Raw genomic sequence first — 23,455 nt, forward strand, 5'->3', positions numbered from 1 at the left:
CACCGACCGGCAGGGACCCGCGACCACGGGGCCGTACCGCCGCGGCGCACCACCCCGCCGCGGCGCCACCGGCCCCCACCCCGGAACAGCGGAAGGCCAGGACGCCCCATGGCACCACCCGAAGCAGTACCGCCCGCCCCGGCGCCGGGGCGGAGCGCCCGCCCCGGACGGGGTGGCGCTCCGTCCACCGGTGACGCCGTGCTCGAAGCCCGCTCGGTGAGCAAACGATTCCCGGGCGTCGTCGCGCTCGACGACGTGTCCTTCACGCTGCGCGCCGGGGAGACCCATGCGCTGGTGGGGGAGAACGGCGCCGGGAAATCCACCCTGATCAAGCTCCTGACGGGCGTTCACCGGCCCGACGGCGGAGAGCTCCGGCTCGCCGGACGGACCGTCGCCTTCGCCCGTCCGGCCGAGGCCCAGCGGGCCGGGATCTCCACCATCTACCAGGAGGTGAACCTCGTCCCGCTGATGAGCGTGGCGCGGAACATCTTCCTCGGCCGTGAGCCCAGGAACCGCCTGGCCCTCATCGACTTCGCCCGGATGCACCGCGAGACCACCGAACTGCTCGACGGCTTCGGCCTGCGCGTCGACCCCCGAAGTCCCCTGCACACCCTGGGGATCGGTGCCCGGCAGATGGTCGCCCTGGCGCGGGCCGTCTCGGTCGACGCCCGGGTCGTCATCATGGACGAGCCCACCTCCTCGCTGGAGCCGCGCGAGGTCGAGACCCTCTTCCGCGTCATCGACGACCTGCGCGGCCGGGGCATCGCCGTCCTCTACGTCAGCCACCGCATGGACGAGCTCTACCGGATCTGCGACCGCGTCACCGTGCTCCGCGACGGCCGCCACGTCCACACCGGCGACCTGGCCGGTCTCGACCGGATGCGCCTCGTCTCGATGATGCTCGGCCGCGATCTGTCCGAGGTCCGCCGCACCGGACTCACCGGCTTCGGCGAGGAGGGGCACGAGACGGCACGTACCCCCGTGCTCACCGCCACCGGACTCGACCGCCGCCACCTGCTCCACGGCGTGTCCCTCTCGTTGTACGGCGGCGAAGTGCTCGGCCTCGGCGGGCTGCTCGGCTCCGGCCGCAGCGAGACGGCGAAGGCTCTCGCCGGGGCGCTCGCCCTGGATTCCGGTGAGATCACGGTCGGCGGACGGAAGCTGCGCGGCACCGGCCCGGCCGGTGCCATCCGCGCCGGGATCAGCCTGCTGCCCGAGGACCGCAAGGCCGAAGGCATCGTGCCCGGCCTCTCGGTGCGCGAGAACATCGTGCTGGCCGCCATGCCCCGGCTCTCCCGTTTCGGTGTGGTCTCCCGCCGCAAACAGGACCGCATCGTCGACATCTTCATGAAACGGCTGCGGATCAAGGCGGCCGGCCCCGAACAGAAGGTCGGCGAACTCTCCGGCGGCAACCAGCAGAAGGTCCTTCTCGCGCGCTGGCTCTGTCTGGAACCCAAGGTGCTGCTGCTGGACGAGCCGACCCGGGGCATCGACGTCGGCGCCAAGGCCGAGGTACAGGGCCTCATCGACGACCTCGCCCGGGAGGGCCTCGCCGTCCTGCTCATCTCCTCCGACATCGAGGAGCTCATCGAGGGCGCCGACCGCATCGTCGTCCTGCGCGGTGGCTCGGTGGCGGGCGAACTCGCGGGCGACGCCGTGACCGAGAGCCATCTGCTCGATGTGCTCGCCGACCACTCGCCGGCGCCCGCCGGCACGGACCCGGCCGCGCAGGAGGGCCCCCGATGACCACGCAGGCCGCACTCCCCGCCCCCGCCCGCCCCCTGGCCCGGCTGCGCGACCCCGCCTGGTACCAGGAGTACGGCGTGTACGTCGCCGTGGCGGCGCTGCTCGTCTTCAACGCCCTGTTCACCGAGCACTTCCTGACCGCCGGAAACCTGCGGACCCAGCTCGTCCAGGTCGCCCCGGTCGTCATCGTCGCCCTGGGCATGGCCCTGGTCATCGGTACCGAGGGCGTCGATCTGTCCGTCGGCTCGACGATGGCGCTCGCCACCGCGCTGCTGCCGCTCTACCTCGGATACGGGCTGCTGCCCGCACTCGCCGTCGCCCTGCTCGCGGGCGCGGTCGTCGGGGCGGTCAACGGCACCCTGGTCTCGGTCGTGGGACTGCAACCGATCGTCGCCACGCTCGCGCTCTTCGTCGGCGGCCGGGGGCTCGCCCTCGTCATGGCCGACGGCCGGCTCAAACAGATCGCCAACCCCGGCCTCCTCTCGCTGGGCACCGGCTCCTTCCTCGGCGTCCCGGTGGTCGTACTGATCGCCGCCGTCCTGGCCGCGGCCGTGGCCCTCCTCGTCCGGCGCACCACCTTCGGCCGCCAGATCGTCGCCGTGGGCGGCAACCGCGCCGCCGCCGCACTCGCCGGACTGCCCGTGCGGCGCGTACTCATCGGCGTCTACGTGCTCTGCGGCGTACTGGCCGCCCTCGCCGGGATCCTCGCCACCGCCAGGCTCACCGCCAGCGACCCCTCCTCGCTGGGCACCCTCATGGAACTCTCCGCCATCACGGCGGTCGTGGTCGGCGGCACCCCCCTCGACGGCGGCTCCGTCCGGGTCCTGGGCACCGTCGCGGGGGCTCTGCTGATGCAGCTGCTGCGCGCCACGCTCGTCAAGCACGACCTGCCCGACTCCACCGCACAGATCGCCCAGGCGGCCATCATCATCGCCGCCGTCTACGTCGCCCGGGAGCGTCGGTCCCGATGAACGAAACCACACCAGCGGCGGTGGCCCCGGCCCCCGTACCGCACCGGAGCCACGCGCCGTCGGGCGGGAACGCGCCACGCCCGGCGGCCCGTTCCGGGTCCGCGCGACGGCTCGCCGGACTCCTCCAGCGCCAGGGCGTGCTCGCCGTCCTGCTGGCCGTCGTGATCGCGGCCTCCTTCGTCTACCCGACGTTCGCCACGCTGGACAACGCGCGCGGCGTGACCGTGCAGGCGTCGTTCCTCGCCGTGGTCGCCCTCGGCATGACCCTGGTCGTCATCAGCGGCGGCATCGACCTGTCCGTCGGCTCCGTCTTCGCCCTCGGCGGGGTGCTCGCCGCCTGGGCCTCGCAGTGGGGCCTCCTGCCCGCGCTGCTCGTACCGCTGGCGGTCTGCGGGGCCATCGGTCTGCTCAACGGATTCCTGATCGCCCGAGCGGGGATGGCCCCCTTCATCGTCACCCTCGCGACCCTGCTGGCGGCCCGCGGCATGCTCCTGGCCTTCACCGACGAGGGCGCCACCACCTACCTCGTGCCCAAGGGCTCCGCCTTCGCCGAGCTGGGACAGGGGAGCGCGGCGGGCTTCGGGTACCCGGTCCTCGTCGCCCTGGTGCTGTTCGGCGCGGGCGGACTGCTGCTCCAGCGCACCTCGTTCGGCCAGACCCTCTTCGCCGTGGGCGGCAGCGCCGACGCGGCCACCCTGATGGGCCTGCCCGTCGCCCGTACGAAGCTCCTCGTGTACACGCTCAGCGGTCTGCTGGCCGGACTCGCCGGTGCGCTGAACGCGGCCAGGCTCTCCTCCGGCGTCACCATCGTCGGCGTGGGCATGGAACTCGACGCGATCTCCGCCGTCGTCATCGGCGGCACCCTCCTCGTGGGCGGCGCCGGATCGGTCGGCGGCACCCTCTGGGGGGTGTTGCTGCTGGCCGTCATCCAGAACCTCATCAACCAGATCGGTTCGCTGAACTCCTCCTACCAGTCGGTGGTCAGCGGCGGGTTCCTTATCGTGGTCGTGGTGGCCCAGCGCCTACTGGCGCGCGGCCGGAGAACCACCTGAGCCGTGCCCGGCGGAAAGCCGGGCCGATCCAGCGCGCACCGGTGCGCGTCGAGCCGAAGCAGGGAGTGCCGTGGGCGTCAGCCTCAAGGACGTTGCGCAACGGGCGGGCGTGTCCATCAAGACCGTGTCGAACGTGGTGAACAACTATCAGCACGTCACACCGAAGATGCGCGCCAAGGTGCAGCAGGCCATCGACGAGCTCGGCTACCGGCCGAACCTCACCGCACGCCATCTGCGCAAGGGCCGGACCGGCATCATCGCCCTCGCCGTGCCGGAGTTCGGCAACCCGTACTTCGCGGAGCTCGCGGGAGCGGTCGTCGACGCGGCCGCCCGCCACGACTACACCGTCCTGGTCGACCACACCGCGGGCCTGCGCGAGAAGGAACTCCTGGTCAGCCAGGGCTTCCGGTCCCATGTGATCGACGGACTCATCCTCAGCCCGATCCATCTGGAGACCGAGGACCTGATGGCGCGCACCGAGACCGCGCCCCTGGTCCTGCTCGGCGAGCGGGAGTACGAGGCCCCCTACGACCACATCGCCATCGACAACGTGGCCGCCTCCCGCGACGCCGTACGCCATCTCGTCGAGCGCGGCCACCGCAGGATCGCCTTCCTCGGCTCCCGCACCGGACGCGAGCGCCAGCCCGCCCATCTGCGGCTGCGCGGCTGGCGCGAGGAGCTGGCCGCGTCCGGCATCGAGCCCGACGAGTCGCTGGTGGTGGTCACCGACGGCTACGGGCGCGAGGACGGCGCGAGCGCCATGGCCGCCCTTCTCGACCGGGGAGAGCGGCCCGACGCGGTGTTCGCGTACAACGACCTCATCGCCATCGGGGCCATGCGCACCCTCGCCTCGCGCGGGCTCCGCATCCCCGGGGACGTGGCCGTCGTCGGCTTCGACGACATCGAGGAGAGCCTGTACGGGGCCACCACGCTCACCACCGTCGCCCCCGACAAGGAGGCCATCGCGCGGCTCGCCGTCGACAGCCTCGTCGACCGTCTCTCCGGCAGCCCGGTGACCGCACCGCGGCGGCCCCGCCCCGGCTACCGGCTCGTCGTCCGCGAATCCACCGCCGCGACCTGAGGCACGGACCGGCTCGCGCCGACCCGGCAGGGCGCGGCGACGGAGAGCCGGACGCCCGGTACCACCCGGGCGTGGGGAATGGCGGACTGCGCAACAGGGTTGGGGCGTTCATGACCTTCTCCGTCGATGTGACCGTCCGGGGCTACGAGCTCGACACCCAGGGCCATCTGAACCAGGCCGTCTATCTGCAGTACGCCGAGCACGCACGCTGGGAGTTCTTGCGCGCCGCGGGCCTGCCGCAGGACAAACTGCTGGCAAGCGGCGTCGGCCCCGTCGCGCTGGAGACGACCGTGAAGTTCCTGCGGGAACTGCGCGGCGGCGACCGGACGCGGGTGACCTGCCGCTTCGTCTTCGGCGAGGGGAAGACGTTCACGGTCGCGCAGCAGATCCTCAAGGAGGACGGCACCGTTGCGGCGGAGGTCACGGGCGTGGCGGGGCTGCTCGACCTGACGGCCCGCAGGCTGATCCCCGATCCGGCGGGCCACCTCGCCTCGCTCGCCGACGACCCCGGCCTGCTCGGCGGGTGAGGGGCGGGCGCGACCTCCCGCGCGGCCCCGGTGCGCGTGCGGTGGCGGCGGGGGGTACCGGCCCGGCCGGGTGGAGACCCGCACGGACCAGGTGCCGGGCGGGTGGCCGTAGCGGCGGGGTGCGACGGACCACGCCGTCCACCGCACCCCGAACTACGATGAGTCTCGTATTATGAGGGCGGAAGAGCCCCGGAAGCAGACCGGAACGATCCCAGGAGTGGAGCCGCCGTGACCCCCGCCAGCGCCCCCGCAGCAAGCGCCGCCGAGGCGGGCGGCCGTGTGCTCGACCACCCCGCGCGGGAGGAGATCCGCGTCGAAGGGGTGCTGCACGCGCTCTCCGACCCGATGCGGCTGCGCATCGTCCGTGAGCTGGCCGCCGCCGAATCCGAACTGTCCTGCTCCTGTTTCGATCTGCCGGTGTCCAAATCCACGTCCACGCACCACTTCCGGGTGCTGCGCGAGAGCGGGATCGTCCAGCAGATCTACCGGGGCACGGCCAAGATGAACGGGCTGCGACGAGACGATCTGGAGGCGCTGTTCCCCGGACTGCTCGACCGTGTGCTCGACGCGGCGAACCGCCAGGTCCAGCGCGACGGAGAAGACAGGCCCTAAGCCCCCGGCCCGTCCCGGCCGCCGCCGTGCGCGGCGCCCAGCAGCCCGAGCCAGTCCGGGATCTTCACCCGCTCCCGGCCGAGCGACCTGCCCAGCGCCGCCTCCGCCCGCTCGATGGACAGCCAGCCGTCCCACTCCACCGGGCGCAGCCCCCACGCACGCAGCGCCGCCACCGGGTCGGGCGCCGAACTGCGCCCGGCGAGCTGCGGGGCGTCGTCCAGCAGTGCGGCCACCGTCTCCTTCGCGCACGACCGGTTCGAGCCGATCACTCCGGTCGGCCCCCTCTTGATCCAGCCGGCGACGTACTCACCGGTCGACGGCAGCCCGTCCCGCAGCACCCGCCCCGCCAGATGCGGCACCGTCCCGCGCGCCGGATCGAAGGGCAGACCGGGCAGCGGGGTTCCGCGATAGCCGACCGCCCGCAGCACGAGCCCGGCGGCGATGTCCTCGTACATGCCGGTGTCGCGCACGCCTCCGCTGCCGTCCGGCACCGTGCGGGCGAACCGGACCCCCGCCACCCGGCCGTCCCGCTCCAGCAGTTCGACGGGGCGCAGAAAGAACCGCAGGTGGATGGTGCGCGCCGGAGTTCCGCCGGCGCCCGCCCCCGCCGCACCGGCCGCGGCCCAGCCGCGCAGGACCTCGACATTGCGCCGCGCCACCGCCGTCGGGGGCGGCGCGTTCGGGGGCGAGGGCAGGGAGGGGGCCGGGGCGGAGGGATCGGCGTACGCCGGATCGCGGGCGAGTTCCGCCTCCTCCACCACGACCCGGGCCCCCGGCAGGCCGCCCAGCTCGCGCAGTTCCTTGGTGGTGAAGCGGGCCTGCGAGGGCCCACGCCTGCCCGCCATGTGGATCTCGCGCACCCGGCTGCCGGTCAGCGTGCCCAGCGCACCGTGCGGCACATCGGTGGGGCGCAGCTCCTGGCCGCCGCGCGCGAGGATCCGCGTCACGTCCACCGCCACATTGCCGACCCCGATCACCACGACGGAACGGGCCCGGAGCGCGAAGCCGTCCGGGGCCGCGTCGGGGTGCGCGCTGTACCAGGAGACGAACTCGGTGGCGGAGCGGCTGCCGGGCAGATCCTCGCCGGGGACGCCGAGCGGTCGGTCGGTCGCGGCGCCGACACAGTAGACCACCGCGTCGTAGAGCTCCCCGAGCCGCTCGGGCGGAACCCCGGCACCGCCCACCTCGACGTTCCCGAGGAAGGTGATCCGCTCGTGCTCCAGCACGGTCCGCAGGTTGTTCTGCAACGACTTGATCTTCTCGTGGTCCGGGGCGACGCCGTAACGCACCAGGCCGTACGGGCACGGGAGCCGGTCCAGCACATGGACCCGGACATCGGGAACCCGGTCCTGTGCGACCAGTGCCTGGGCGGTGTAGACCCCGCTGGGGCCGGAGCCGACGACGGCGACGCGGAGCACGGTGCACCTCTTCCCGGGGGACGTCTCCAGCATGGCACCGACGGGCGGAACCGGGGCGCAGGTGCGCCCGGGTCGGGACGACATCGCGCGCATTCGGCCGATCCCCGCCGTCCGCCGGGCGGCGACGTCCCCGGCCGGTGCGGTCAACTCCGGTGACCGGGCGTGGTGTTGGATCGACATCCGGGTGCAGCGGAGGTCGGCCGGGTCGTGCGGACACGACCGGAGTACCTCGGCCGCTGACCGGCGGGACGCGTGGCCCGGTGCCCGGCAGCTCCGTCGGCGGGCGGAGGCGTCCCGAGGGGCGGAACTTCCCGCTCCTCGGGACGCCGGCGATTCCGGTCACCCGGTGTGCTCGCGCCGGCACCACTCGACGCACTGGCGCCACATCACCCGATGTGCTCGCGTCGGCACCTCGTGCGCAGGCGGTACGGGGCCGGAGGCCGGGGCCCGTCAGGCGTCAGGCGGCGGACCTGGCGGTGCCGCCCGTCGCCGCGGCCCACTCCACCAGCAGGCGCTGGTACTGCTCCTCGTCCTCCGGGGACAGGCAGCCGCCCGAGCGCTGCCACAGGTCACGGATCTCTTTGTTCACCACGGCGGCGGTGCGCGTGGAATCGGAGGAGCGCGGAGAACGGGACATACATACAGGCTAAGGCCCCGATGTGACAATCAGACCCATTGGGCGTCAGGGACATCTCTCACATGTCTCTCAGGCAACGCCCTGCACCAGTCCGAGCGTCCGCAGTCCGTCGGGCCGCTCCTCCACCGGCAGATGCCGGACGAACCGCACGTCACAGCCCAGTTCCGCGGCTCCGCCGTCCGCCTTCCGGTCGTCGCCGACCATCACCGTATCGGCCGGATCCAGCCCGAGGGATGTGCAGGCCATGTGGAAGATCCGTGTGTCCGGCTTCTGGATCCCGTGCTCGTACGAGAGGACGTAGGACTCGATCAGGGAGTCCAGCCCGTGTGCCCGGAAGACCGGCCGGAGGTCCCAGCCGATGTTGCTGACCACACCGGTCCGGATGCCGGCGGCGCGCAGCGCGCCGAGCACCTCCGCCGCGTCCGGGTACGGCCGCCAGGCGGCGGGCGACCGGTGCCGCTCGTACAGCGCGTCGTACAGACCGGGATCCGGCAGGTCCACCTGCCGGGCCAGGGCGGTGTACGCCTCCCGGTGCAGTTCCGCGCTCTGGTCACGGGCGGCCCACGCGGCGGCGAGTCCGGCGGGGAGCTGCCGGGGAGGGGGACTGCCCGGCAGCGCCCCGACGGCCTCCAGCTCGTCCGCGTACCGCTCGAAGTCCGCCGCGCCCACCGTCACCCCCCGCTCGGCGAGGGCCGCGCGCAACCAGGATCGGACCGGCTCGACGCGGAAGAGGGTCCCGGAGAAATCGAAGAGCACACCTTTGATCTGCATGGCCGTGATCCTCCAGGCCGGGGTGCGGCGAGACAAGACCGGGTCGTTGCCGGCCGGGGGTGGCGGGGGACGCGCGGACGGCGGCCTACGGGCGCGGACCGGCTCCGTCGCGCCGCTCGTACCGGGTGTATCCGGCGATCGAGAAGCCGACCAGGGCCCCGCCCAGCAGCCATCCGCCCAGGACGTCGCTCGGCCAGTGCACGCCCAGGTAGAGGCGGGTCAGACCCACCCCGACGACCGAGACGCACGCCATGGCCGACGCCGCCCGCCACAGCGGGGGACCGGCGCCGTACCGGCGCAGCAGCCAGAGCAGCATGCCGCAGGTCACCATCGCCGTCATCGCGTGGCCGGAGGGGAACGCGGCGTAGTGGGCGGAGTCCACCGGGTCGGGCCACCGCGGCCGCTCCCGGCCCACCGCGGACTTCAGCCCCTGTTGCACCAGCGTGCCGACCACGCTCGTGGCCGCCACCCACACCGCGAGCAGCCGTGCCCCGCGCCACCACAGGACCCCCACGGCCACGGCGGTCAGGGCGCGCATGGTCCATGGATCCCATACCCAGTCGGTCAGGATCCGGTTGGCGTGGACCAGTCCGGGCTCGGTCACCGCCCGGCGGTGCAGGGCCTCCGCGACGGTACGGTCCAGCGACATCAGGGACGGCAGACGTACGGCGACGAGGACCAGCACGACCAGCGAGAGGAGCGCGCAGACCGTGCCCCCCACGAGGGGCGTCACGCAGAAGCGGGTACGGACCGGCAGGGGGAGCTGCGGGGACGGCATGGGGTGATCTTCGCGGAAGGCCGCCGCCCCTGGCTATCGCAGCGCGCTGAGTCCCGGAACGAAGGCCACCAGGAGCGGGACCACCGGCACCAGCGCGGCCGCGGCGGTCAGCCGGAGCCGACGGCCCGCGGTGAGCCGGTCCGCCGGGGTCAGCAGCCGGTTCACCCGCAACGGCAACTGGGCGTCCGGTGGCGGGCAGGGTCCGAACACGCCCCGGTCCTCGTTGAGTTCCACCAGGGCCAGCGCGATCGTCAGCCGTCCGAAACGCTTCGACGCCACGTCGTCCGCGGCCAGTTCGACCAGCCGGTGCATCTCGTCGCGGAACGCCGCGAACACCGGCACCTGCGGAAAACCGGTCGCGAGCGCGCCGGAGCAGTGCAGCAGCCAGTCGTGACGCGCGTTCGCGTGGCCCTGCTCATGGGCCAGCACCGCATCCAGCTGACGGCCCTTCAGGCGCCGGAGTGCCGTGGTGGTGATGACCAGTTGGGGCGCGGCACCCGGCAGCCACCAGGCGTCCGGCCGCTCTCCCTCCAGGACGACGAGGCGCCCGCCACCGGGCTTCTCGCCGGGCATCAGCGGGGCACGCACCAGGAGTTCGGCACGCCGCCGCCTGCGGCGGACCCGGGCGCGGTGGATCTCCCGGGTCAGCATCACCGCCGACCACACCCCGCCCAGCGCCAGCAGCACCGCCATGGCGGCCGACCACCGGCCGTGCCCGCCCAGCGCGTACGCCTCGACCACGGCACGCGGCGCGGGCGCGAACACGTGCCCGCGCACCGCCTGCCAGGCGGCGGCCGCGCTGAACGTCATGGAGAGCGCGAAGGAGAGCAGCACTCCGGCCACCACGCACTGCCACACCCACAGCGCCACGACGGGCTCGCGCTCCGGCCACCGGGCCCTGGCCATCAGCCGCGGGGTCAGGACGGCGGCCAGTGCACCGAGCAGCAGCAGTGCGAGGGAGACCAACATGACATCAGCCTATGAGGGGCGCGGTACCCACGGGTATGGCTGTGCACGGCAAGTGACGCACACCACGGTTTGCACCGCCGGCCGTCTCACAGGGCGAGCAGCATCGCGAACATGGCCAGCCCCATCGTCAGCCGGCAGGCGAGCGCCAGCTCCGGCCGCGTGCTCCAGCCGCCCCCGGCGGTGCCGATGCCGCCGCCCGCCGTGGCGGTGGCGGCCACGGGTATCAGCCGCGACCCCGACCACAGCACGTACACCGCGTAGTAGGCCAGCAGCAGTCCGGTCAGCAGGGGCACGCCCCCGGCCGTCGCGACCCCGTGGCCCGCGTGGCCGCCGTGCGCCGCGCCACCGCCCGGTGCCATCGTCAGAGCCATGTAGACCATCGCCGAGGAACCGACCAGATGGTGCAGATGGTGCCCGCCGCGCCGCAGGAACCACAGCGCGCGCAGGGACGCCGCGCCGAACAGCCCCGCGTACACCGCCCACCCCCACGCCGGGGGCGTCACGACGGCCGCGGGCACCGCCATGGCGGCCATGCCGAAGCCCATCAGTGCCTCCGCACGCGCGGTTCTGCGCCCCTCCGCGGTCTCGCCGCCGCTGCGCAGCAGGCAGTACGCACCGGTCACCGCGCACAACGCCATCAGCAGCCAGCCCGACATCGCCGGTCCGTGCACAGCGCACCTCCCCCTGGCCGTAGGACGCGGTCCTTCCAGAGCGATGCCCGGACGGAGGCGGCCGTACGCGGCGCACTGGGGTACAAGGGGAGCGCGCGGAGGGAGTGTTCCCGCCGCGCGCTGTGTTCCCGTCCCCTCGTCAGCCGAGCGTGAGGGACTTGAAGGCGCGTGCCTGCTCGGTGATGGCGCGCTCGGTGGGCAGCCGTTCCATGGAGGAGGCGCCGAAGAATCCGGCGATCCCGGAGGTGCGGTCCAGGACGTAGCGGGCGTCCTCGGGCTCGGCTATCGGGCCGCCGTGGCAGAGCACGATGATGTCGGGATTGACGCGCTTGGCCGCGTCGTGCATCTCCTGCACGGCGGTGGCGGCCTCGTCGAGGGTGAGCGCGGTCGAGGCGCCGATGGACCCCTTGGTGGTCAGCCCGACGTGCGGGACGAGCACATCGGCCCCCACCCGCGCCATCTCGGCGGCCTGCTCGGGATCGAACACATAGGGCGCGGTCAGCAGATCGCGTTCGTGGGCCTGGCGGATCATGTCGATCTCCAGGCCGAAGCCCATCCCGGTCTCTTCGAGGTTCTCGCGGAACGTGCCGTCGTACAGCCCGACGGTGGGGAAGTTCTGCACGCCGGTGAAGCCGATGGCCTTCAGCTGGTCGAGGAAGTTGCCCATGATCCGGAACGGGTCGGTGCCGCACACCCCGGCGAGCACGGGGACGTCCCGCACCACGGGCAGGACCTCGCCCGCCATGTCGAGCACGATGGCGTTGGCGTCGCCGTACGGGAGCAGCCCCGCCAGCGAGCCCCGGCCGGCCATCCGGTACCGGCCGGAGTTGTAGATGATCAGCAGATCGACGCCGCCGGCCTCCGCGCACTTGGCGGACAGGCCGGTGCCTGCGCCCGCGCCGATGACGGCCCGGCCGGCCCGGACCTGTTCGGTCAGGCGGGCCAGGGCTTGCTTGCGGTTCACTGATGGGCTCCTGTTCGTCGGGTGTGTGCGTGCTGTCGGGGCGTGTATCGAAAGCGGCGTCGTCCGCCCGCCGGGCGGACGGGCCCTTCGGCACACGCCCCAGGGGGGCGGGGCGGGGGCTCAGACGTCCGGGTGGGTGCGGCTCCGGGCGGTGATCAGCTGGTGGAGGTGGTCGGCGGCGGCGACGGCGAACGACGGGTCATTGAGATGGGCGCCGATCTCGCGCAGATCGACGGCGCTGCCCCGCAGGGCCGTGCGCAGGGACGCCAGCCCGGCCGCGTCGGCCTCCGGATCGTGGAACGGACCACCCGGGGCGTCCACGGCGGAGACGCCGCCCAGCGGCCACAGCACCGCCGTCGGGCCGTGCGCCGCGGCCAGCTTGTGTCCCATGGAGGCACCCAGCGCGGTCATCTCGTCGGGCGTGGTGCGCATCAGGGTGACGGTGGGGTTGTGCACGAGGAGATGACGCCGGGAGAACCGCTCAGGGACGGTGTCGGCGGCACCGAAGTTGACCATGTCCAGCGCACCGGGCGCGACCACCTGCGGCACCCCCGCCAGGCCCGCCGCGGTGAGCCGGTCGGGGCCCGCGCTCAGCACACCGCCGACCAGATCGTCCGCGAGCTCGGTGGTGGTGAGGTCCAGGACACCGGCGAGGAACCCGCCCGCGGCGAGCTTCTCCAGCGCCCGGCCGCCCGCGCCCGTGGCGTGGAAGACCAGGACCTCGTAGCCCAGCTCGTCCAGCCGCTGCCGGGCGGCGTCGACCGCGGCGGTGGTCACGCCGAACATGCTGGCGCCGATCAGCGGACGGCCCTGCGGCTCCGGCCGCTTCAGGCTCCGCTCGTGATGGATGGCCATGCCGGCCGCCGCGGCCGCCGCGTTGCCCAGGATCTGCGACGACACGGAGTTGATGCCCGCCACGTCGACCACGCTGTACATCATGGTGATGTCGCTGCTGCCCACGTACGGCGACACGTCCCCGCTGGCCATGGTGGAGACCAGCACCTTCGGCACGCCGATGGGCAGCGCCTGCATGGCCCGCGCGGCGATGAACGAGCCACCGCTCCCGGCCACGGCCAGCACCGCGTGCAGCTGTCCCTCGCGGTGCAGATCACCCACGATCCGCTCGACGCCCTCGGCCATGGCGGTCACCGCCGCACCGCGGTCCCCGGCGGCGCGCAGCGCCTCCAGACCGTGCCCGGCGCGGCGCGCGACGGCCGCGGCGTCGATGTCGCCCGCGGGGGAGCCGAGGGGCGACGGCATCACCCCGGCATCGACGAGCACCACATCGCATCCCGACTCACGGATCCGCGCCGTGAGCCACGCGTACTCCGCCCCCTTGGTGTCGAGTGTCCCGACGAGCACCACGGTCGCCATGTTCTGCTCCTTTGCAACGGCGTTCCCCCGATCATGTGCGAGCGGCCGGAAGGCGGCAAAGACCACTTGACGGCAATTGGCCTGCGGCGGGCGATGATGGGGGGCATGGACCGGATTCCACCCACTCGGCTGTCCCGTCTGCTGACGGGGTGGTCCAAGGACGGCACGGGCGCGCTGCCGCTGCTGCTCGCGCAGGCGCTGCGCGAGCTGGCGGAGCGCGGAGACGTGGCACCGGGAACGGTGCTGCCCTCGCAGCGCGCCCTGGCGACGGCGCTGGGGGTCAGCCGCTCCACGGTGACGGCCGCGTACGGCTTGCTGGAGGCCGAGGGGCGGCTGGACAGCCGCCGGGGCAGCGGCTCCCGGCTGCGCGGCTCGGGGGCGGTGGGCGAGCCCGCGACGGAGGGCCGGCTCGCCAGCTTCGGGACCAGGGACGGCGGCATCGACTTGTCCAGTGGCGCGCTGGACGGGCTGCCCGCGGTCGCCGCGGCGGTCGGCGAGCTCTCCGCCGACGACCTCGCGGCCGCCCTGACCGGCGACGGATACCTTCCGTACGGGCTGCCCGAGCTGCGCGAGGGGATCGCCGAGTACCACCGCTCGGCGGGCCTGCCGACCTCTCCGGAACAGATCCTGGTGACCGCGGGCTCCCAGCAGGCCGTCTGGCTGATCACCCAGGGCCTGGTCGAGCCCGGCGACACGGTGATCGTGGAGGACCCGACCTACCGGGGCGCCCTCGAAGCGCTGCGCGCCCGCGGCGCACGGCTGGTCCCGCTGCCCGCGGACGGGGCCCACGGCGCCCGCGCGCTGGCCAGGCTGGCCGGGCACGTCCGCCCGCGCCTCGTCTACCTCCAGCCCTGCCTGCACAACCCCACCGGCCGCGGCACGGACGAGCCCGCCCGCCGCGCCTGGGCCGCCGCACTGGCCGAACAGGGCCTGTACACGGTGGAGGACAACGCCTACGCCGAACTGTCCCTGCACCACGACGACGCGCCGGCCGCCCTGGCCGGACTGCTGCCGCCCGCCGCCACGGCCACCGTCGGCACCCTGTCCAAGCTCTTCTGGGGCGGCCTGCGGCTCGGCTGGATCCGCGCCTCCCCCACCGTCGTCCACCGCCTGGCCGACATCAAGAAGTCCGTCGACCTCTCCTGCCCGGTGGTGGACCAGCTGCTCGCGGTACGACTGCTGCGGCAACTGCCCGAGGCCCGCGCCCGGCGCCGCTCCCGGCTGCGCGCACGGCTGGCGGAGACCGAACGGCTGCTGCGGGACCGGCACACCGGCTGGCGATGGGAACGGCCCGACGGAGGCTCCGCCCTCTGGGTGGAGATCCCCGGTGCCGACGCCGAGGCGACCGCCCAGCTGGCCCGCCGCGCGGGCGTACTGATCGTCCCCGGTCCGGCCTTCTCCGCCGTGGACGGCTTCCGCCATCACGTACGGCTGCCGTTCGCCGATGACGACGGCGGTCTGGAGAGGGCCCTGCCCGTGCTCGTCGACTGCGCGGAGCGGAGCCGGACCGCGCACTGAAGCCGTTCCCGGGGCCTGTCTTCGGACTGTCGCCTGCCGTGCGGTGTCGGAGACAGGTCCTATGCGCGATACCGCAGCGGGTGGTCCGCCGGTACTTCGACCACGACGATGCGGTGCCCGTCCGGGTCCCGTACCCACATCTCGATCAGGCCCCACGGCTCGCGCACCGGTTCCCGCAGCACCTCGACGCCGCGGGCGGACAGCTCCTCGTGCGCCTCCCGCACGTCCGCGACCTGCATCCACAGTTCGAGACCGGGGACCGGCGGCGTGGCGGCCCGTCCGGACACCTCCAGGAACCCCCCGCCGAGGAAGTACACCGTGCCCCGCTCGGGGCCGGTGCCGAACTCCCGGTAGACGGGCAGCCCGAGAAACTCCCCGTAGAAGATCCGCGAGCGTTCGGGATCGACCGGACGCAACAGGATCCGGCTGCTCAGCACATGAACCATGCGTCCGACTCTAGTTCCGGAACACCCGGGTTAGGCTGCTGCGGCACGGCCACAGCACAGAGACGGAGAGCCACCGCCATGGACATAGCACCCGCTCAGGACCCGGGACAGCTGACCTTCCGCGACGGGGTCGACGCCGACGTCCCCGCACTGGTGAAGCTGATCGAGTCGGCGTACCGCGGGGACTCCAGCCGTGCCGGGTGGACCACCGAGGCGGACATCCTCCAGGGGCAGCGGACCGACCCGGACGGTGTGCGGCAGGTACTCGAAGCGCCGGGCAGCCGACTGCTCGTGGTGGAGCGCGAGGGTGCACTCATCGCCTGCTGCCAGCTCGAACACCGCGGTGACGCCGCCTACTTCGGAATGTTCGCGGTCCGCCCCGAGCTCCAGGGCGCCGGGCTCGGCAAGGTGATCATCGCCGAGGCCGAGCGCACCGTCCGGGAGAGCTGGGGAGTGGGCGAGATGCACATGACCGTGATCTCGGTACGCGAGGAGCTGATCGCCTGGTACGAGCGGCGCGGCTACCGCCGTACGGGAAAGCTCAGCCCGTTCCCGTACGGCGACGAGCGCTTCGGTGTTCCGCAGCGGGACGATCTCGTCTTCGAGCTGCTGGTCAAGGAGCTGGTCTGAGCGGCCCGGCCGTTCCGGGCGCCTGATCAGGCGGTGAAGCGGCCGGCGCGGCGGATCTCCGGGTAGTCGGTGGTCGCGCCGTCCAGCCGCAGGGCGCGCGCCAGCCGCAGATGGTCCTGGGTGTTCACCACCCAGCCGATGACCTTCAACCCCTCCGCGTGCGCCTGCTCGGTCACCTCCAGGGTGAGGCGGCGGATGTTCAGGGCCAGTGTCGCCGCTCCCACCGCCTTGGCCCGGTCCACCACGTCGCCCTTCCAGCGGCCGGCGATGAGCACGGTCCGCACGCCCGGTACCAGCCGGGCGATCTCTGCCACCGCCTCGTCGTGGAACGAGGACACCTCGACCCGGTCGACGAGACCGCGCCGCAGCATCACCTCGGCCAGCGCGCGGGCCGCGGCCGCGTCCTTGATCTCGGCCTGCACGGGGGAGCGCACGGCGTCGAGCACCTCCTCGAAGACCGGTACCCGCTCACCCTGCCCGGCATCCAGTTCCCGCAGCTCGGACAGGGTCTTCTCGTTGATCGGCCCCCTGCCGTCCGTCGTGCGGTCCACGTCGGCGTCGTGCATGACGGCCAGCGCGCCGTCCTTGCTCAGATGGAGGTCCAGCTCGATCGCGTCCATTCCGGCCCGTTCCGCGTGGACGAACGAGCGCAGGGTGTTCTCCGGCTCGACGCCCATCACTCCGCGATGGCCGATGGTGAGAAAAGACATGGCAACCCGCTTCCGTCGTCGGTGTCCTCCCGCATGCGGCTCCTGCCCACGAGGCGCCACGGCATTACGGCAGTCCGGCAGCCTAACGGCCTGCGGGCCGATGTGAAGGGCGGACACCGGAGGCGCGCGCTCCGTCGATGGAAGTAGCCGCCGATGCGGTGCCGCACAGGAAGAATCGCGGTGACCATGGGGGGTCGGCAGGATAATTTTCTGAGGCCCACTTGTCTCAAGGAACCGCGCATGGATACGGTTGCTTGACGCGAGGTTCTCCCGTGGAGGAAGTGTTATGACGGAAATTCTTGTGCACGACGCCGCCGAAGGCGGCATAACCACGGACCGGCGGGTGGTCGATCACCCCGCCTGGCCCGCGCTCAAGAATGCCGTGGAGGAGATCCGCCCCTGGCAGTCGAAGGACGGTTCCATCGACTTCGAGGCCGAGGGCGCGCCGTCCCCGCAGAGCGCCCGCTCGACGCTGGACCGTGTGATCGCCGCGGTCGAGGAGCTCTCCCCGCTGCTGCCGCACGACGCCGCGTACCACCGCGCCCTCGTCGCGGACCTGCGCCGCTGGGCCGCCGACGGCTTCGGCGTGCCGGACTTCCTGGACTCGCTGCTGGCCTTCCAGCCGGCCCGGGACCGTGCCGACGGGCTCCAGCACCTGGTCGTCTTCGCGATGTACACCCAGAACGGCAACCCGGACCGCAACCTCGAAGCGGTCGTGCTGCGGATGGTCTGGCCCGACTGGCTGGCCGAGCTCGAAGCGACCCGGTACGACAACCCGCTGTTCTGCGGCATCACCTTCGAGGACTTCACCTCGGGGTACGACACCAACTCCGCCGTGCTCTTCCCGGAGACCATCGCCGTGCGCGAGGCCCCCGAGCGCTTCAGCTGGGGCGGCATCTTCTGCGACCGCGAGGCGGCCCGGTTCCGCCGGGTCACCGAGGCCTCGGTCGAACTGCTCGGCGTCGAGCTGCCCGACGACATCCGCGAGATGGTCGCCGACCAGCAGCGCTGCGAGCAGGCCTTCGTGCTCTGGGACATGGTCCACGACCGGACGCACAGCCACGGCGACCTGCCCTTCGACCCCTTCATGATCAAGCAGCGCCAGCCGTTCTGGATGTACGGCCTCGAAGAGCTCCGCTGCGACCTCACCGCCTTCAAGGAGGCCGTGAAGCTGGAGGCCGACGGCTTCGGCCAGGGCCGCGACGTGCAGTACGCCGTGCTCTTCGACCGGATGTTCCGCTTCCCGGTCACCGGCGAGCGCGTCCGCAACTACGACGGTCTCGGCGGACAGCTGCTCTTCGCCTACCTCCACAAGCACGATGTGATCCGCTGGACCGACAACACGCTGAAGATCGACTGGGACCGGGCCCCGCAGATCACCAACCAGCTCTGCGCGGAGATCGAGAAGCTCTACCGCGACGGCATCGACCGCCCCAAGCTCGTGCACTGGTTCGCCGCGTACGACCTGGTCTCGGCCTACCTCGCCCCGCACCCCGGCTCCCGCTGGGCCAAGGGTCCGGACGCCCTGGACCTGTCGCAGCCGCCGCGCAAGCTCGTCGACGACGTGCTTCCGGACGAGTTTCCCCTGAGCATGTTCTATGAGGCGCTCTCCAAGAAACTGAAGAACGTGATCGCCTCCACCAAGGGGATCACCGCCGCGGATGCCGAGCGGGCAGCCGCGTGAGCGCCGGGTCTGAGGAGGCGGTGGCCATGAACGGAAACGGCAAGGGCAATGGGAGCGGTGCTCTCGAAGGCGCCGTGGTCGCGGTCGCCGGGGCCGCCGGCCCGGCCGGCCGGGCCGCGCTGATGAGGCTCGCCGAGGCCGGTGCGACCGTCGTCGCCTCCGACGCGGACGCCGCGCGCCTGGCCGAGGCGGTCGACGCCGCGCGCTACGCGCACGGCGGCGCCACCGTCACCGGGGACACGGTCGATCTGCTGGACCTCGGCGCCGCCCGCGAATGGGCGGCCCGGACCGAGAAGGAATTCGGCCGGATCGACGGGCTGGTCCACCTCGTCGGCGGCTGGCGCGGCAGCCGGAGCTTCGCCGAGACCGACCTCGCCGACTGGAACCTGCTGGAGAAGCTGCTGATCCGTACGGTCCAGCACACCTCGCTGGCCTTCCAGGAAGGGCTCCAGCGCAGCGACCGGGGCCGCTATGTGCTGATCAGCGCGGCCGGTGCGAGCAAGCCCACCGCGGGGAACGCCGCCTACGCGGCGTCGAAGGCGGCGGCCGAGGCATGGACGCTCGCCCTCGCGGACGCGTTCCGCAAGGCGGGGGGCGACGAGGGGCCGAGGACCGCGGCTGCGATCCTGGTCATCAAGGCACTGGTGCACGACGCGATGCGCGCCGAGCGCCCGAATGCGAAATTCGCGGGCTTCACCGACGTCGAGGAGTTGGCCGATGCCATCGCCGGCGTCTGGGACCGGCCCGCCCCGGAAGTGAACGGAAAGCGCCTGTGGCTGACCCCACAACCGTAAGGACCGACGCGCGGCGCCACCACGACCCGCAGACCCGCGGTTTCGCCAGCGACAACTACGCGGGCACCCACCCGGAGATCCTCGCGGCCCTCGCCCTCGCCAACGGCGGTCACCAGATCGCCTACGGCGAGGACGAGTACACCGAGCACCTCCAGCGGGTGATGCACAGTCACTTCGGCCCCACCGCCGAAGCCTTCCCGGTGTTCAACGGAACCGGCGCCAACGTCGTCTCCCTCCAGGCGATGACCGACCGCTGGGGCGCGGTGATCTGTGCCGAGTCGGCCCACATCAACGTGGACGAGGGCGGCGCCCCGGAACGGGTGGGCGGCCTCAAGCTGCTCACCGTGCCCACCCCGGACGGCAAGCTCACCCCCGAGCTGATCGACCGGCAGGCGTACGGCTGGGACGACGAGCACCGCGCCATGCCGCAGGTCGTCTCGATCACCCAGAACACCGAACTGGGCACGGTCTACACCCCCGGCGAGATCCGCGCCATCTGCGACCACGCCCACGGACTCGGCATGAAGGTCCACCTGGACGGGGCCCGGATAGCGAACGCCGCGGCGTCGCTGGACGTACCGATGCGCACGTTCACCAATACCGTCGGCGTCGATGTGCTGTCCTTCGGCGGTACGAAGAACGGGGCGATCTTCGGCGAGGCCGTGGTCGTCCTGAACCCGGACGCCGTCCGCGCCATGAAGCACCTGCGCAAGCTGTCGATGCAGCTCGCGTCGAAGATGCGCTTCGTCTCCGTGCAGTTGGAGGCGCTGCTCGCCGGAGACCTCTGGCTGCGCAACGCCCGGCACGCCAACGAGATGGCCCAGCGGCTCGCCGAGGGCGTGCGCGCGGTGGACGGGGTGGAGATCCTGCACCCCGTCCAGGCCAACGCCGTCTTCGCCCGTCTGCCCCGTGAGGTGAGCGAGCGGCTGCAGAAGCGCTTCCGCTTCTACTTCTGGGACGAGGCGGCCGGTGACGTGCGCTGGATGTGTGCCTTCGATACGACGGAGGACGACGTCGACGCGTTCCTCCTCGCCCTGAAGGAAGAGATGGCACGATAGCTCACTCCGAATAGGTATGCGGTCGACCGGAAAGTCATTGACACCCGGCCGACCGCATACCTACGCTCGGCGACCATGGAGCTCATCCAGCAGGTCCCGGCACTCTCCGCCTATCTCGCGGCCGACGAGGCCATCGACCATGGGCATCCGCTGGTGCGGGAGACGGTCGCCGAGCTTCGCGGTGACACCACCGACGCATATGCATACGCGGCCGCCGCCTATGCCCATGTGCGCGACACCATTGCCCACTCCGCCGACTCCGGGGACACACGGGTCACCTGGCGCGCCTCCGACGTCCTCGCGACACGCAACGGCATCTGCCATGCCAAGTCCCACGCCCTCGCCGCCCTGCTACGCGCGGCCGGCATCCCGACCGCCCTGTGCTACCAGGCGCTCGCCGCCGACGACGGGGGCCCCGGTCCGGTGCACGGGCTGATCGCGGTCCGGCTGCCCGGCCGTCACCGCTGGGACCGCCTCGACGCGCGCGGCAACAAACCGGGCGTCGACGCGCGCTTCTCGCTCGACGAGGAGCGGCTGGCGTGGCCCGTCCGTCAGGAGCTGGGAGAGGTGGACTACCCGGTCCTCCACGCGGCTCCGCATCCGGCGGTGCTGCGCGCCCTGCGGTCCGCCGAGGACCGCCCGCAGCTGTGGCGCACCCTGCCCACGGCGCTCTGAACCGCGCCGGCCGGCAGCCGGGGTGCGGACCACCGTCCGCGCCCCGGAGTGACGTTTCGGCCGTGGGCCGTCGGCGTCAGCTCCTCTCCCGCACCTCCGCGGGGGTCGGTGCCGTGCCGCCGAGGTGCGCGGGCACCCACCAGGTGTCGCTCGGGTCCTTCGGGCGCACGGGATAGGCGCGCTGGGCCGCCTCCAGGAGCTCCTGGACCCGCTCCCGCAGCCGCCGGGTGATCGCGCCCGCGTACTGGTCGGTGGGCGCCTCCACCGGCTCGCCGACCCGGATCGTCACCGGCACGTGGTTGCGCTTGAAATTGCGCGGCCGCCCCTTGGTCCACAGCCGCTGCGTGCCCCACAGCGCCATCGGGATCAGCGGCACACCCGCCTCCTGGGCCAGCCGGGCGGCGCCCGACTTGAAGCTCTTCAGCGTGAACGACTCCGAGATGGTGGCCTCGGGGAACACGCCGACGATCTCGCCGGAGCGCAGCGAGGCGAGTGCGTGCGCATACGCGTCCTCGCCCTGCTTGCGGTCGACGGGGATGTGCTTCATCCCGCGCATCAGCGGTCCCGACACCTTGTGCCGGAAGACCGATTCCTTCGCCATGAACCGGACGAGTCGCTTCTGCGGCAGGGCCGCGAGTCCGGTGAAGATGAAGTCCAGATAGCTGATGTGGTTGCTTACCAGTACCGCGCCACCGGTCTTCGGGATGTGCTCGGAACCCTGGGTGTCGATCTTCAGGTCAAGCGCCTTGAAAAACGTACGAGCGGCGCCGATGACCGGTCGATAGACGAGTTCTGCCATCTGGGGAAGACCCTTCTTCAGCGCCTGGGGAGGGTTCTCCCGGCGGAAGTTACGCAGCCGTAGGTTTGCGGCATTGCGCCGATCGTGCCGCATGCGCGACGCGGTGGCCAGTCTCCGAGGGCTCGGGGCGCGAGATTCTCGTCACGTGGAACCTCCGGGAATGTCTCGCGGACCGGCGGTGCTGACCTCTTGCGATGAGCTCTGACGGGAGGCCGAGGGTGGACGGGGAGACATGGGAGGGGTCGCTGGACGCGGCCCGGCTCGGCGCGGAACTGGGGGAGCGGGCCACGCTCGTGCAGTTCTCCAGCGCGTTCTGCCAGCCCTGCCGGGCGACCCGCAGGACGCTGGCCGAGGTGGCGCGCATGGTGGACGGGGTGGCCCATGTGGAGATCGACGCCGAGGCGCGTCTCGCTCTCGTACGGGAGCTGGGGATCAGCCGGACGCCGACCGTACTGGTCCTCGACGCCGCCGGCCGGATCGTCCGCCGGGCCGCGGGACAGCCGCGCACCGCGGACGTGGTCGCGGCGCTGGGCCGGGCGATGTGACGGACCGTGACACATCTCCCACATTGCGGAACCCTCTTGACTGCACCCTCCACGCATCGTCAGTCTGACGCTATGCCGCCGGAAATCCTTCTCTACGGCCGGGTCCACGTGGATCTCGCCCGCAACGCGAGCGCGCGCTGTCCGGGTGCCTGAGCAACCACGGCCCCGTACGCCACCTCCGCAGAAGGACATCTCCATGACGGCATCGCCCGAGCTCGGTACCCCGCGCCAGGCATCCCCCGAACTCCTCCGCTCGGTCTTCCGGCAACACGCCGCCGGGGTGGCCGTGATCACCGCCGCCGGTGACCGGCCGGTCGGCTTCACCGCCACCTCCCTCAACTCCGTCGCCGCCGAGCCGCCGCTCCTCTCCTTCGGGGTCGGCACCGCCTCCTCCAGCTGGCCGGTCATGGCCGAGGCCGAGCACATCGGCGTCCACATACTCGGCGAGCACCAGCAGGAGCTGGCCGCCACCTTCGCCCGCAGCGGCGCCGACCGGTTCGGCCCGTCCACCTTCTGGCGCAGCGGGCCCGAAGGGGTGCCGGTGCTCGACGGCGTGCTCGCCTGGCTGGTCTGCCGGGTGGTCGCCCGGGTCCCCGCGGGGGACCACCGGATCGTGATCGCACAGGCCGTGGTCGGCGACCCGGCCGGGGGCGGCCGTCCGCTCATCTACCATCAGGGCCGTTTCAACGCTCTGCGGGACTGATTCCGCCCGAGCGGGACGGGGGCGCAGTACGTTGGGCATATCACAGTTCCAAGCGCTTGCTCATGGGTGAGCCGCTCGGTGTACTGGCTAGTAATATTTCCGGTCGGGGCGTCGGTCGCCCCGACCGGATTCCGCCCCATCAGGCGCCTATGCTGCGTGCAACAAGGCAGCCCCGGAAATGACGATGCAGTAGGAGAGCCGGCGTGAGCTTGAGGATCGTTGTCTGTGTGAAGTACGTGCCCGATGCCACGGGGGACCGGCGTTTCGCCGATGATCTGACGGTGGACCGTGAGGATGTGGACGGTCTGTTGTCGGAGCTGGA

25 protein-coding genes and 1 pseudogene are annotated in these 23,455 nt (G+C 72.3%); 15 read left to right on the plus strand and 11 right to left on the minus strand.

The features are described 5' to 3' along the window. Positions 1–108 precede the first annotated feature (108 nt). The 6 genes from ACFVFH_RS31840 to ACFVFH_RS31865 all read left to right on the plus strand — a co-directional run bounded on the left by ACFVFH_RS31840 (position 109) and on the right by ACFVFH_RS31865 (position 5,989). Complete coding sequence (locus ACFVFH_RS31840) at positions 109–1,746, plus strand: sugar ABC transporter ATP-binding protein (RefSeq protein WP_383775140.1); 1,638 nt, start codon at positions 109–111, stop codon at positions 1,744–1,746. After that, positions 1,743–2,717 carry an ABC transporter permease gene (locus tag ACFVFH_RS31845; protein WP_383775142.1) on the plus strand — a complete coding sequence of 325 codons (975 nt, stop codon included), beginning with the start codon at positions 1,743–1,745 and terminating at the stop codon, positions 2,715–2,717. The genes ACFVFH_RS31840 and ACFVFH_RS31845 overlap by 4 nt, the downstream gene beginning before the upstream one ends. After that, positions 2,714–3,769, plus strand: a complete 1,056-nt coding sequence (locus ACFVFH_RS31850; protein ID WP_383775144.1) for an ABC transporter permease — start codon at positions 2,714–2,716, stop codon at positions 3,767–3,769. Before ACFVFH_RS31845 ends, ACFVFH_RS31850 begins: the two co-directional genes overlap by 4 nt. Positions 3,770–3,839: 70 nt before the next feature. Next, the gene (locus ACFVFH_RS31855) at positions 3,840–4,850 is read left to right on the plus strand and encodes a LacI family DNA-binding transcriptional regulator (RefSeq protein ID WP_383775147.1); all 1,011 of its coding nucleotides are present in this window, start codon (positions 3,840–3,842) and stop codon (positions 4,848–4,850) included. Positions 4,851–4,960: 110 nt separating this feature from the next. Then, positions 4,961–5,377, plus strand: a complete 417-nt coding sequence (locus ACFVFH_RS31860; RefSeq protein ID WP_383775150.1) for an acyl-CoA thioesterase — start codon at positions 4,961–4,963, stop codon at positions 5,375–5,377. A gap of 228 nt (positions 5,378–5,605) precedes the next feature. After that, positions 5,606–5,989: an ArsR/SmtB family transcription factor gene (locus ACFVFH_RS31865; RefSeq protein WP_383775153.1), complete on the plus strand. Its 384-nt coding sequence runs from the start codon at positions 5,606–5,608 to the stop codon at positions 5,987–5,989. On the opposite strand, the gene ACFVFH_RS31870 is transcribed toward ACFVFH_RS31865, so the two are convergent. The 8 genes from ACFVFH_RS31870 to ACFVFH_RS31905 form a co-directional block, all read right to left on the minus strand. Next, complete coding sequence (locus tag ACFVFH_RS31870; RefSeq protein ID WP_383775217.1) at positions 5,986–7,407, minus strand: FAD-dependent oxidoreductase; 1,422 nt, start codon at positions 7,405–7,407, stop codon at positions 5,986–5,988. The genes ACFVFH_RS31865 and ACFVFH_RS31870 overlap by 4 nt on opposite strands. 457 nt (positions 7,408–7,864) lie before the next feature. Then, the gene (locus tag ACFVFH_RS31875; protein WP_093550780.1) at positions 7,865–8,044 is read right to left on the minus strand and encodes a hypothetical protein; all 180 of its coding nucleotides are present in this window, start codon (positions 8,042–8,044) and stop codon (positions 7,865–7,867) included. 69 nt (positions 8,045–8,113) lie between these two features. Continuing rightward, positions 8,114–8,815, minus strand: a complete 702-nt coding sequence (locus ACFVFH_RS31880) for an HAD family hydrolase (protein ID WP_383775155.1) — start codon at positions 8,813–8,815, stop codon at positions 8,114–8,116. Between the two features lie 85 nt (positions 8,816–8,900). Further along, a complete protein-coding gene (locus tag ACFVFH_RS31885; protein WP_383775158.1) occupies positions 8,901–9,593 on the minus strand; it encodes a phosphatase PAP2 family protein in 693 nt (230 codons plus the stop codon). 33 nt (positions 9,594–9,626) lie between these two features. Beyond that, the gene (locus tag ACFVFH_RS31890) at positions 9,627–10,562 is read right to left on the minus strand and encodes a M56 family metallopeptidase (protein ID WP_383775161.1); all 936 of its coding nucleotides are present in this window, start codon (positions 10,560–10,562) and stop codon (positions 9,627–9,629) included. A gap of 86 nt (positions 10,563–10,648) precedes the next feature. After that, positions 10,649–11,233 carry a DUF5134 domain-containing protein gene (locus ACFVFH_RS31895; RefSeq protein WP_383775164.1) on the minus strand — a complete coding sequence of 195 codons (585 nt, stop codon included), beginning with the start codon at positions 11,231–11,233 and terminating at the stop codon, positions 10,649–10,651. Between the two features lie 139 nt (positions 11,234–11,372). Further along, positions 11,373–12,197 (minus strand): phosphoenolpyruvate hydrolase family protein, encoded by an 825-nt coding sequence (locus ACFVFH_RS31900; RefSeq protein WP_383775168.1) that lies wholly within the window; start codon positions 12,195–12,197, stop codon positions 11,373–11,375. Between the two features lie 120 nt (positions 12,198–12,317). Further along, positions 12,318–13,571 carry a Tm-1-like ATP-binding domain-containing protein gene (locus tag ACFVFH_RS31905; protein WP_383775170.1) on the minus strand — a complete coding sequence of 418 codons (1,254 nt, stop codon included), beginning with the start codon at positions 13,569–13,571 and terminating at the stop codon, positions 12,318–12,320. A 105-nt stretch (positions 13,572–13,676) separates the two neighbouring features. Between ACFVFH_RS31905 and ACFVFH_RS31910 the strand changes: the two genes are divergently transcribed. After that, positions 13,677–15,089, plus strand: a complete 1,413-nt coding sequence (locus ACFVFH_RS31910) for a PLP-dependent aminotransferase family protein (protein ID WP_383775173.1) — start codon at positions 13,677–13,679, stop codon at positions 15,087–15,089. A 59-nt stretch (positions 15,090–15,148) separates the two neighbouring features. Here ACFVFH_RS31910 and ACFVFH_RS31915 read toward each other — a convergent pair whose 3' ends face one another. Further along, positions 15,149–15,535 (minus strand): VOC family protein, encoded by a 387-nt coding sequence (locus ACFVFH_RS31915; protein WP_383775176.1) that lies wholly within the window; start codon positions 15,533–15,535, stop codon positions 15,149–15,151. 78 nt (positions 15,536–15,613) lie between these two features. Here ACFVFH_RS31915 and ACFVFH_RS31920 point away from each other — a divergent pair, with 78 nt between their 5' ends. Then, positions 15,614–16,165: a GNAT family N-acetyltransferase gene (locus ACFVFH_RS31920; RefSeq protein WP_383775178.1), complete on the plus strand. Its 552-nt coding sequence runs from the start codon at positions 15,614–15,616 to the stop codon at positions 16,163–16,165. Between the two features lie 26 nt (positions 16,166–16,191). Here ACFVFH_RS31920 and ACFVFH_RS31925 read toward each other — a convergent pair whose 3' ends face one another. After that, a complete protein-coding gene (locus ACFVFH_RS31925) occupies positions 16,192–16,875 on the minus strand; it encodes a glycerophosphodiester phosphodiesterase (RefSeq protein ID WP_383775180.1) in 684 nt (227 codons plus the stop codon). Between the two features lie 286 nt (positions 16,876–17,161). Between ACFVFH_RS31925 and ACFVFH_RS31930 the strand changes: the two genes are divergently transcribed. From ACFVFH_RS31930 to ACFVFH_RS31945, 4 genes are all read left to right on the plus strand, one after another. Next, positions 17,162–18,559, plus strand: a complete 1,398-nt coding sequence (locus tag ACFVFH_RS31930) for a DUF6421 family protein (RefSeq protein ID WP_383775182.1) — start codon at positions 17,162–17,164, stop codon at positions 18,557–18,559. A 26-nt stretch (positions 18,560–18,585) separates the two neighbouring features. Continuing rightward, complete coding sequence (locus ACFVFH_RS31935; protein ID WP_383775185.1) at positions 18,586–19,353, plus strand: SDR family NAD(P)-dependent oxidoreductase; 768 nt, start codon at positions 18,586–18,588, stop codon at positions 19,351–19,353. Continuing rightward, positions 19,332–20,411, plus strand: coding sequence for a threonine aldolase family protein (locus ACFVFH_RS31940; RefSeq protein ID WP_383775188.1), 1,080 nt, complete (start codon positions 19,332–19,334; stop codon positions 20,409–20,411). Before ACFVFH_RS31935 ends, ACFVFH_RS31940 begins: the two co-directional genes overlap by 22 nt. 75 nt (positions 20,412–20,486) lie before the next feature. Next, positions 20,487–21,086 carry a transglutaminase domain-containing protein gene (locus ACFVFH_RS31945; protein ID WP_383775190.1) on the plus strand — a complete coding sequence of 200 codons (600 nt, stop codon included), beginning with the start codon at positions 20,487–20,489 and terminating at the stop codon, positions 21,084–21,086. Between the two features lie 76 nt (positions 21,087–21,162). On the opposite strand, the gene ACFVFH_RS31950 is transcribed toward ACFVFH_RS31945, so the two are convergent. Then, entirely contained in the window at positions 21,163–21,885 is a 723-nt protein-coding gene (locus ACFVFH_RS31950; RefSeq protein WP_383775192.1) for a lysophospholipid acyltransferase family protein, read from the minus strand. Positions 21,886–22,079: 194 nt separating this feature from the next. Between ACFVFH_RS31950 and ACFVFH_RS31955 the strand changes: the two genes are divergently transcribed. The 3 genes and pseudogenes from ACFVFH_RS31955 to ACFVFH_RS31965 form a co-directional block, all read left to right on the plus strand. Beyond that, on the plus strand, positions 22,080–22,430 hold the full coding sequence (locus tag ACFVFH_RS31955) for a TlpA family protein disulfide reductase (RefSeq protein ID WP_383775195.1): 351 nt from the start codon (positions 22,080–22,082) through the stop codon (positions 22,428–22,430). 196 nt (positions 22,431–22,626) lie between these two features. Beyond that, complete coding sequence (locus tag ACFVFH_RS31960) at positions 22,627–23,133, plus strand: flavin reductase family protein (protein WP_383775197.1); 507 nt, start codon at positions 22,627–22,629, stop codon at positions 23,131–23,133. Between the two features lie 203 nt (positions 23,134–23,336). Continuing rightward, a pseudogene (locus tag ACFVFH_RS31965) lies at positions 23,337–23,455 on the plus strand (electron transfer flavoprotein subunit beta); the annotation flags it as partial.

This window comes from Streptomyces sp. NPDC057697 (assembly GCF_042799335.1).
Lineage (GTDB): Bacteria > Actinomycetota > Actinomycetes > Streptomycetales > Streptomycetaceae > Streptomyces.

Coding starts and splice junctions, on each gene's coding strand:
- ACFVFH_RS31840 (WP_383775140.1), top strand. CDS start 109: ATGGCACCACCCGAAGCAGTACCGCCCGCCCCGGCGCCGGGGCGGAGC.
- ACFVFH_RS31845 (WP_383775142.1), top strand. CDS start 1,743: ATGACCACGCAGGCCGCACTCCCCGCCCCCGCCCGCCCCCTGGCCCGG.
- ACFVFH_RS31850 (WP_383775144.1), top strand. CDS start 2,714: ATGAACGAAACCACACCAGCGGCGGTGGCCCCGGCCCCCGTACCGCAC.
- ACFVFH_RS31860 (WP_383775150.1), top strand. CDS start 4,961: ATGACCTTCTCCGTCGATGTGACCGTCCGGGGCTACGAGCTCGACACC.
- ACFVFH_RS31875 (WP_093550780.1), bottom strand. CDS start 8,044: ATGTCCCGTTCTCCGCGCTCCTCCGATTCCACGCGCACCGCCGCCGTG.
- ACFVFH_RS31880 (WP_383775155.1), bottom strand. CDS start 8,815: ATGCAGATCAAAGGTGTGCTCTTCGATTTCTCCGGGACCCTCTTCCGC.
- ACFVFH_RS31885 (WP_383775158.1), bottom strand. CDS start 9,593: ATGCCGTCCCCGCAGCTCCCCCTGCCGGTCCGTACCCGCTTCTGCGTG.
- ACFVFH_RS31890 (WP_383775161.1), bottom strand. CDS start 10,562: ATGTTGGTCTCCCTCGCACTGCTGCTGCTCGGTGCACTGGCCGCCGTC.
- ACFVFH_RS31905 (WP_383775170.1), bottom strand. CDS start 13,571: ATGGCGACCGTGGTGCTCGTCGGGACACTCGACACCAAGGGGGCGGAG.
- ACFVFH_RS31910 (WP_383775173.1), top strand. CDS start 13,677: ATGGACCGGATTCCACCCACTCGGCTGTCCCGTCTGCTGACGGGGTGG.
- ACFVFH_RS31915 (WP_383775176.1), bottom strand. CDS start 15,535: ATGGTTCATGTGCTGAGCAGCCGGATCCTGTTGCGTCCGGTCGATCCC.
- ACFVFH_RS31920 (WP_383775178.1), top strand. CDS start 15,614: ATGGACATAGCACCCGCTCAGGACCCGGGACAGCTGACCTTCCGCGAC.
- ACFVFH_RS31925 (WP_383775180.1), bottom strand. CDS start 16,875: ATGTCTTTTCTCACCATCGGCCATCGCGGAGTGATGGGCGTCGAGCCG.
- ACFVFH_RS31930 (WP_383775182.1), top strand. CDS start 17,162: ATGACGGAAATTCTTGTGCACGACGCCGCCGAAGGCGGCATAACCACG.
- ACFVFH_RS31935 (WP_383775185.1), top strand. CDS start 18,586: ATGAACGGAAACGGCAAGGGCAATGGGAGCGGTGCTCTCGAAGGCGCC.
- ACFVFH_RS31945 (WP_383775190.1), top strand. CDS start 20,487: ATGGAGCTCATCCAGCAGGTCCCGGCACTCTCCGCCTATCTCGCGGCC.
- ACFVFH_RS31950 (WP_383775192.1), bottom strand. CDS start 21,885: ATGGCAGAACTCGTCTATCGACCGGTCATCGGCGCCGCTCGTACGTTT.
- ACFVFH_RS31955 (WP_383775195.1), top strand. CDS start 22,080: ATGAGCTCTGACGGGAGGCCGAGGGTGGACGGGGAGACATGGGAGGGG.
- ACFVFH_RS31960 (WP_383775197.1), top strand. CDS start 22,627: ATGACGGCATCGCCCGAGCTCGGTACCCCGCGCCAGGCATCCCCCGAA.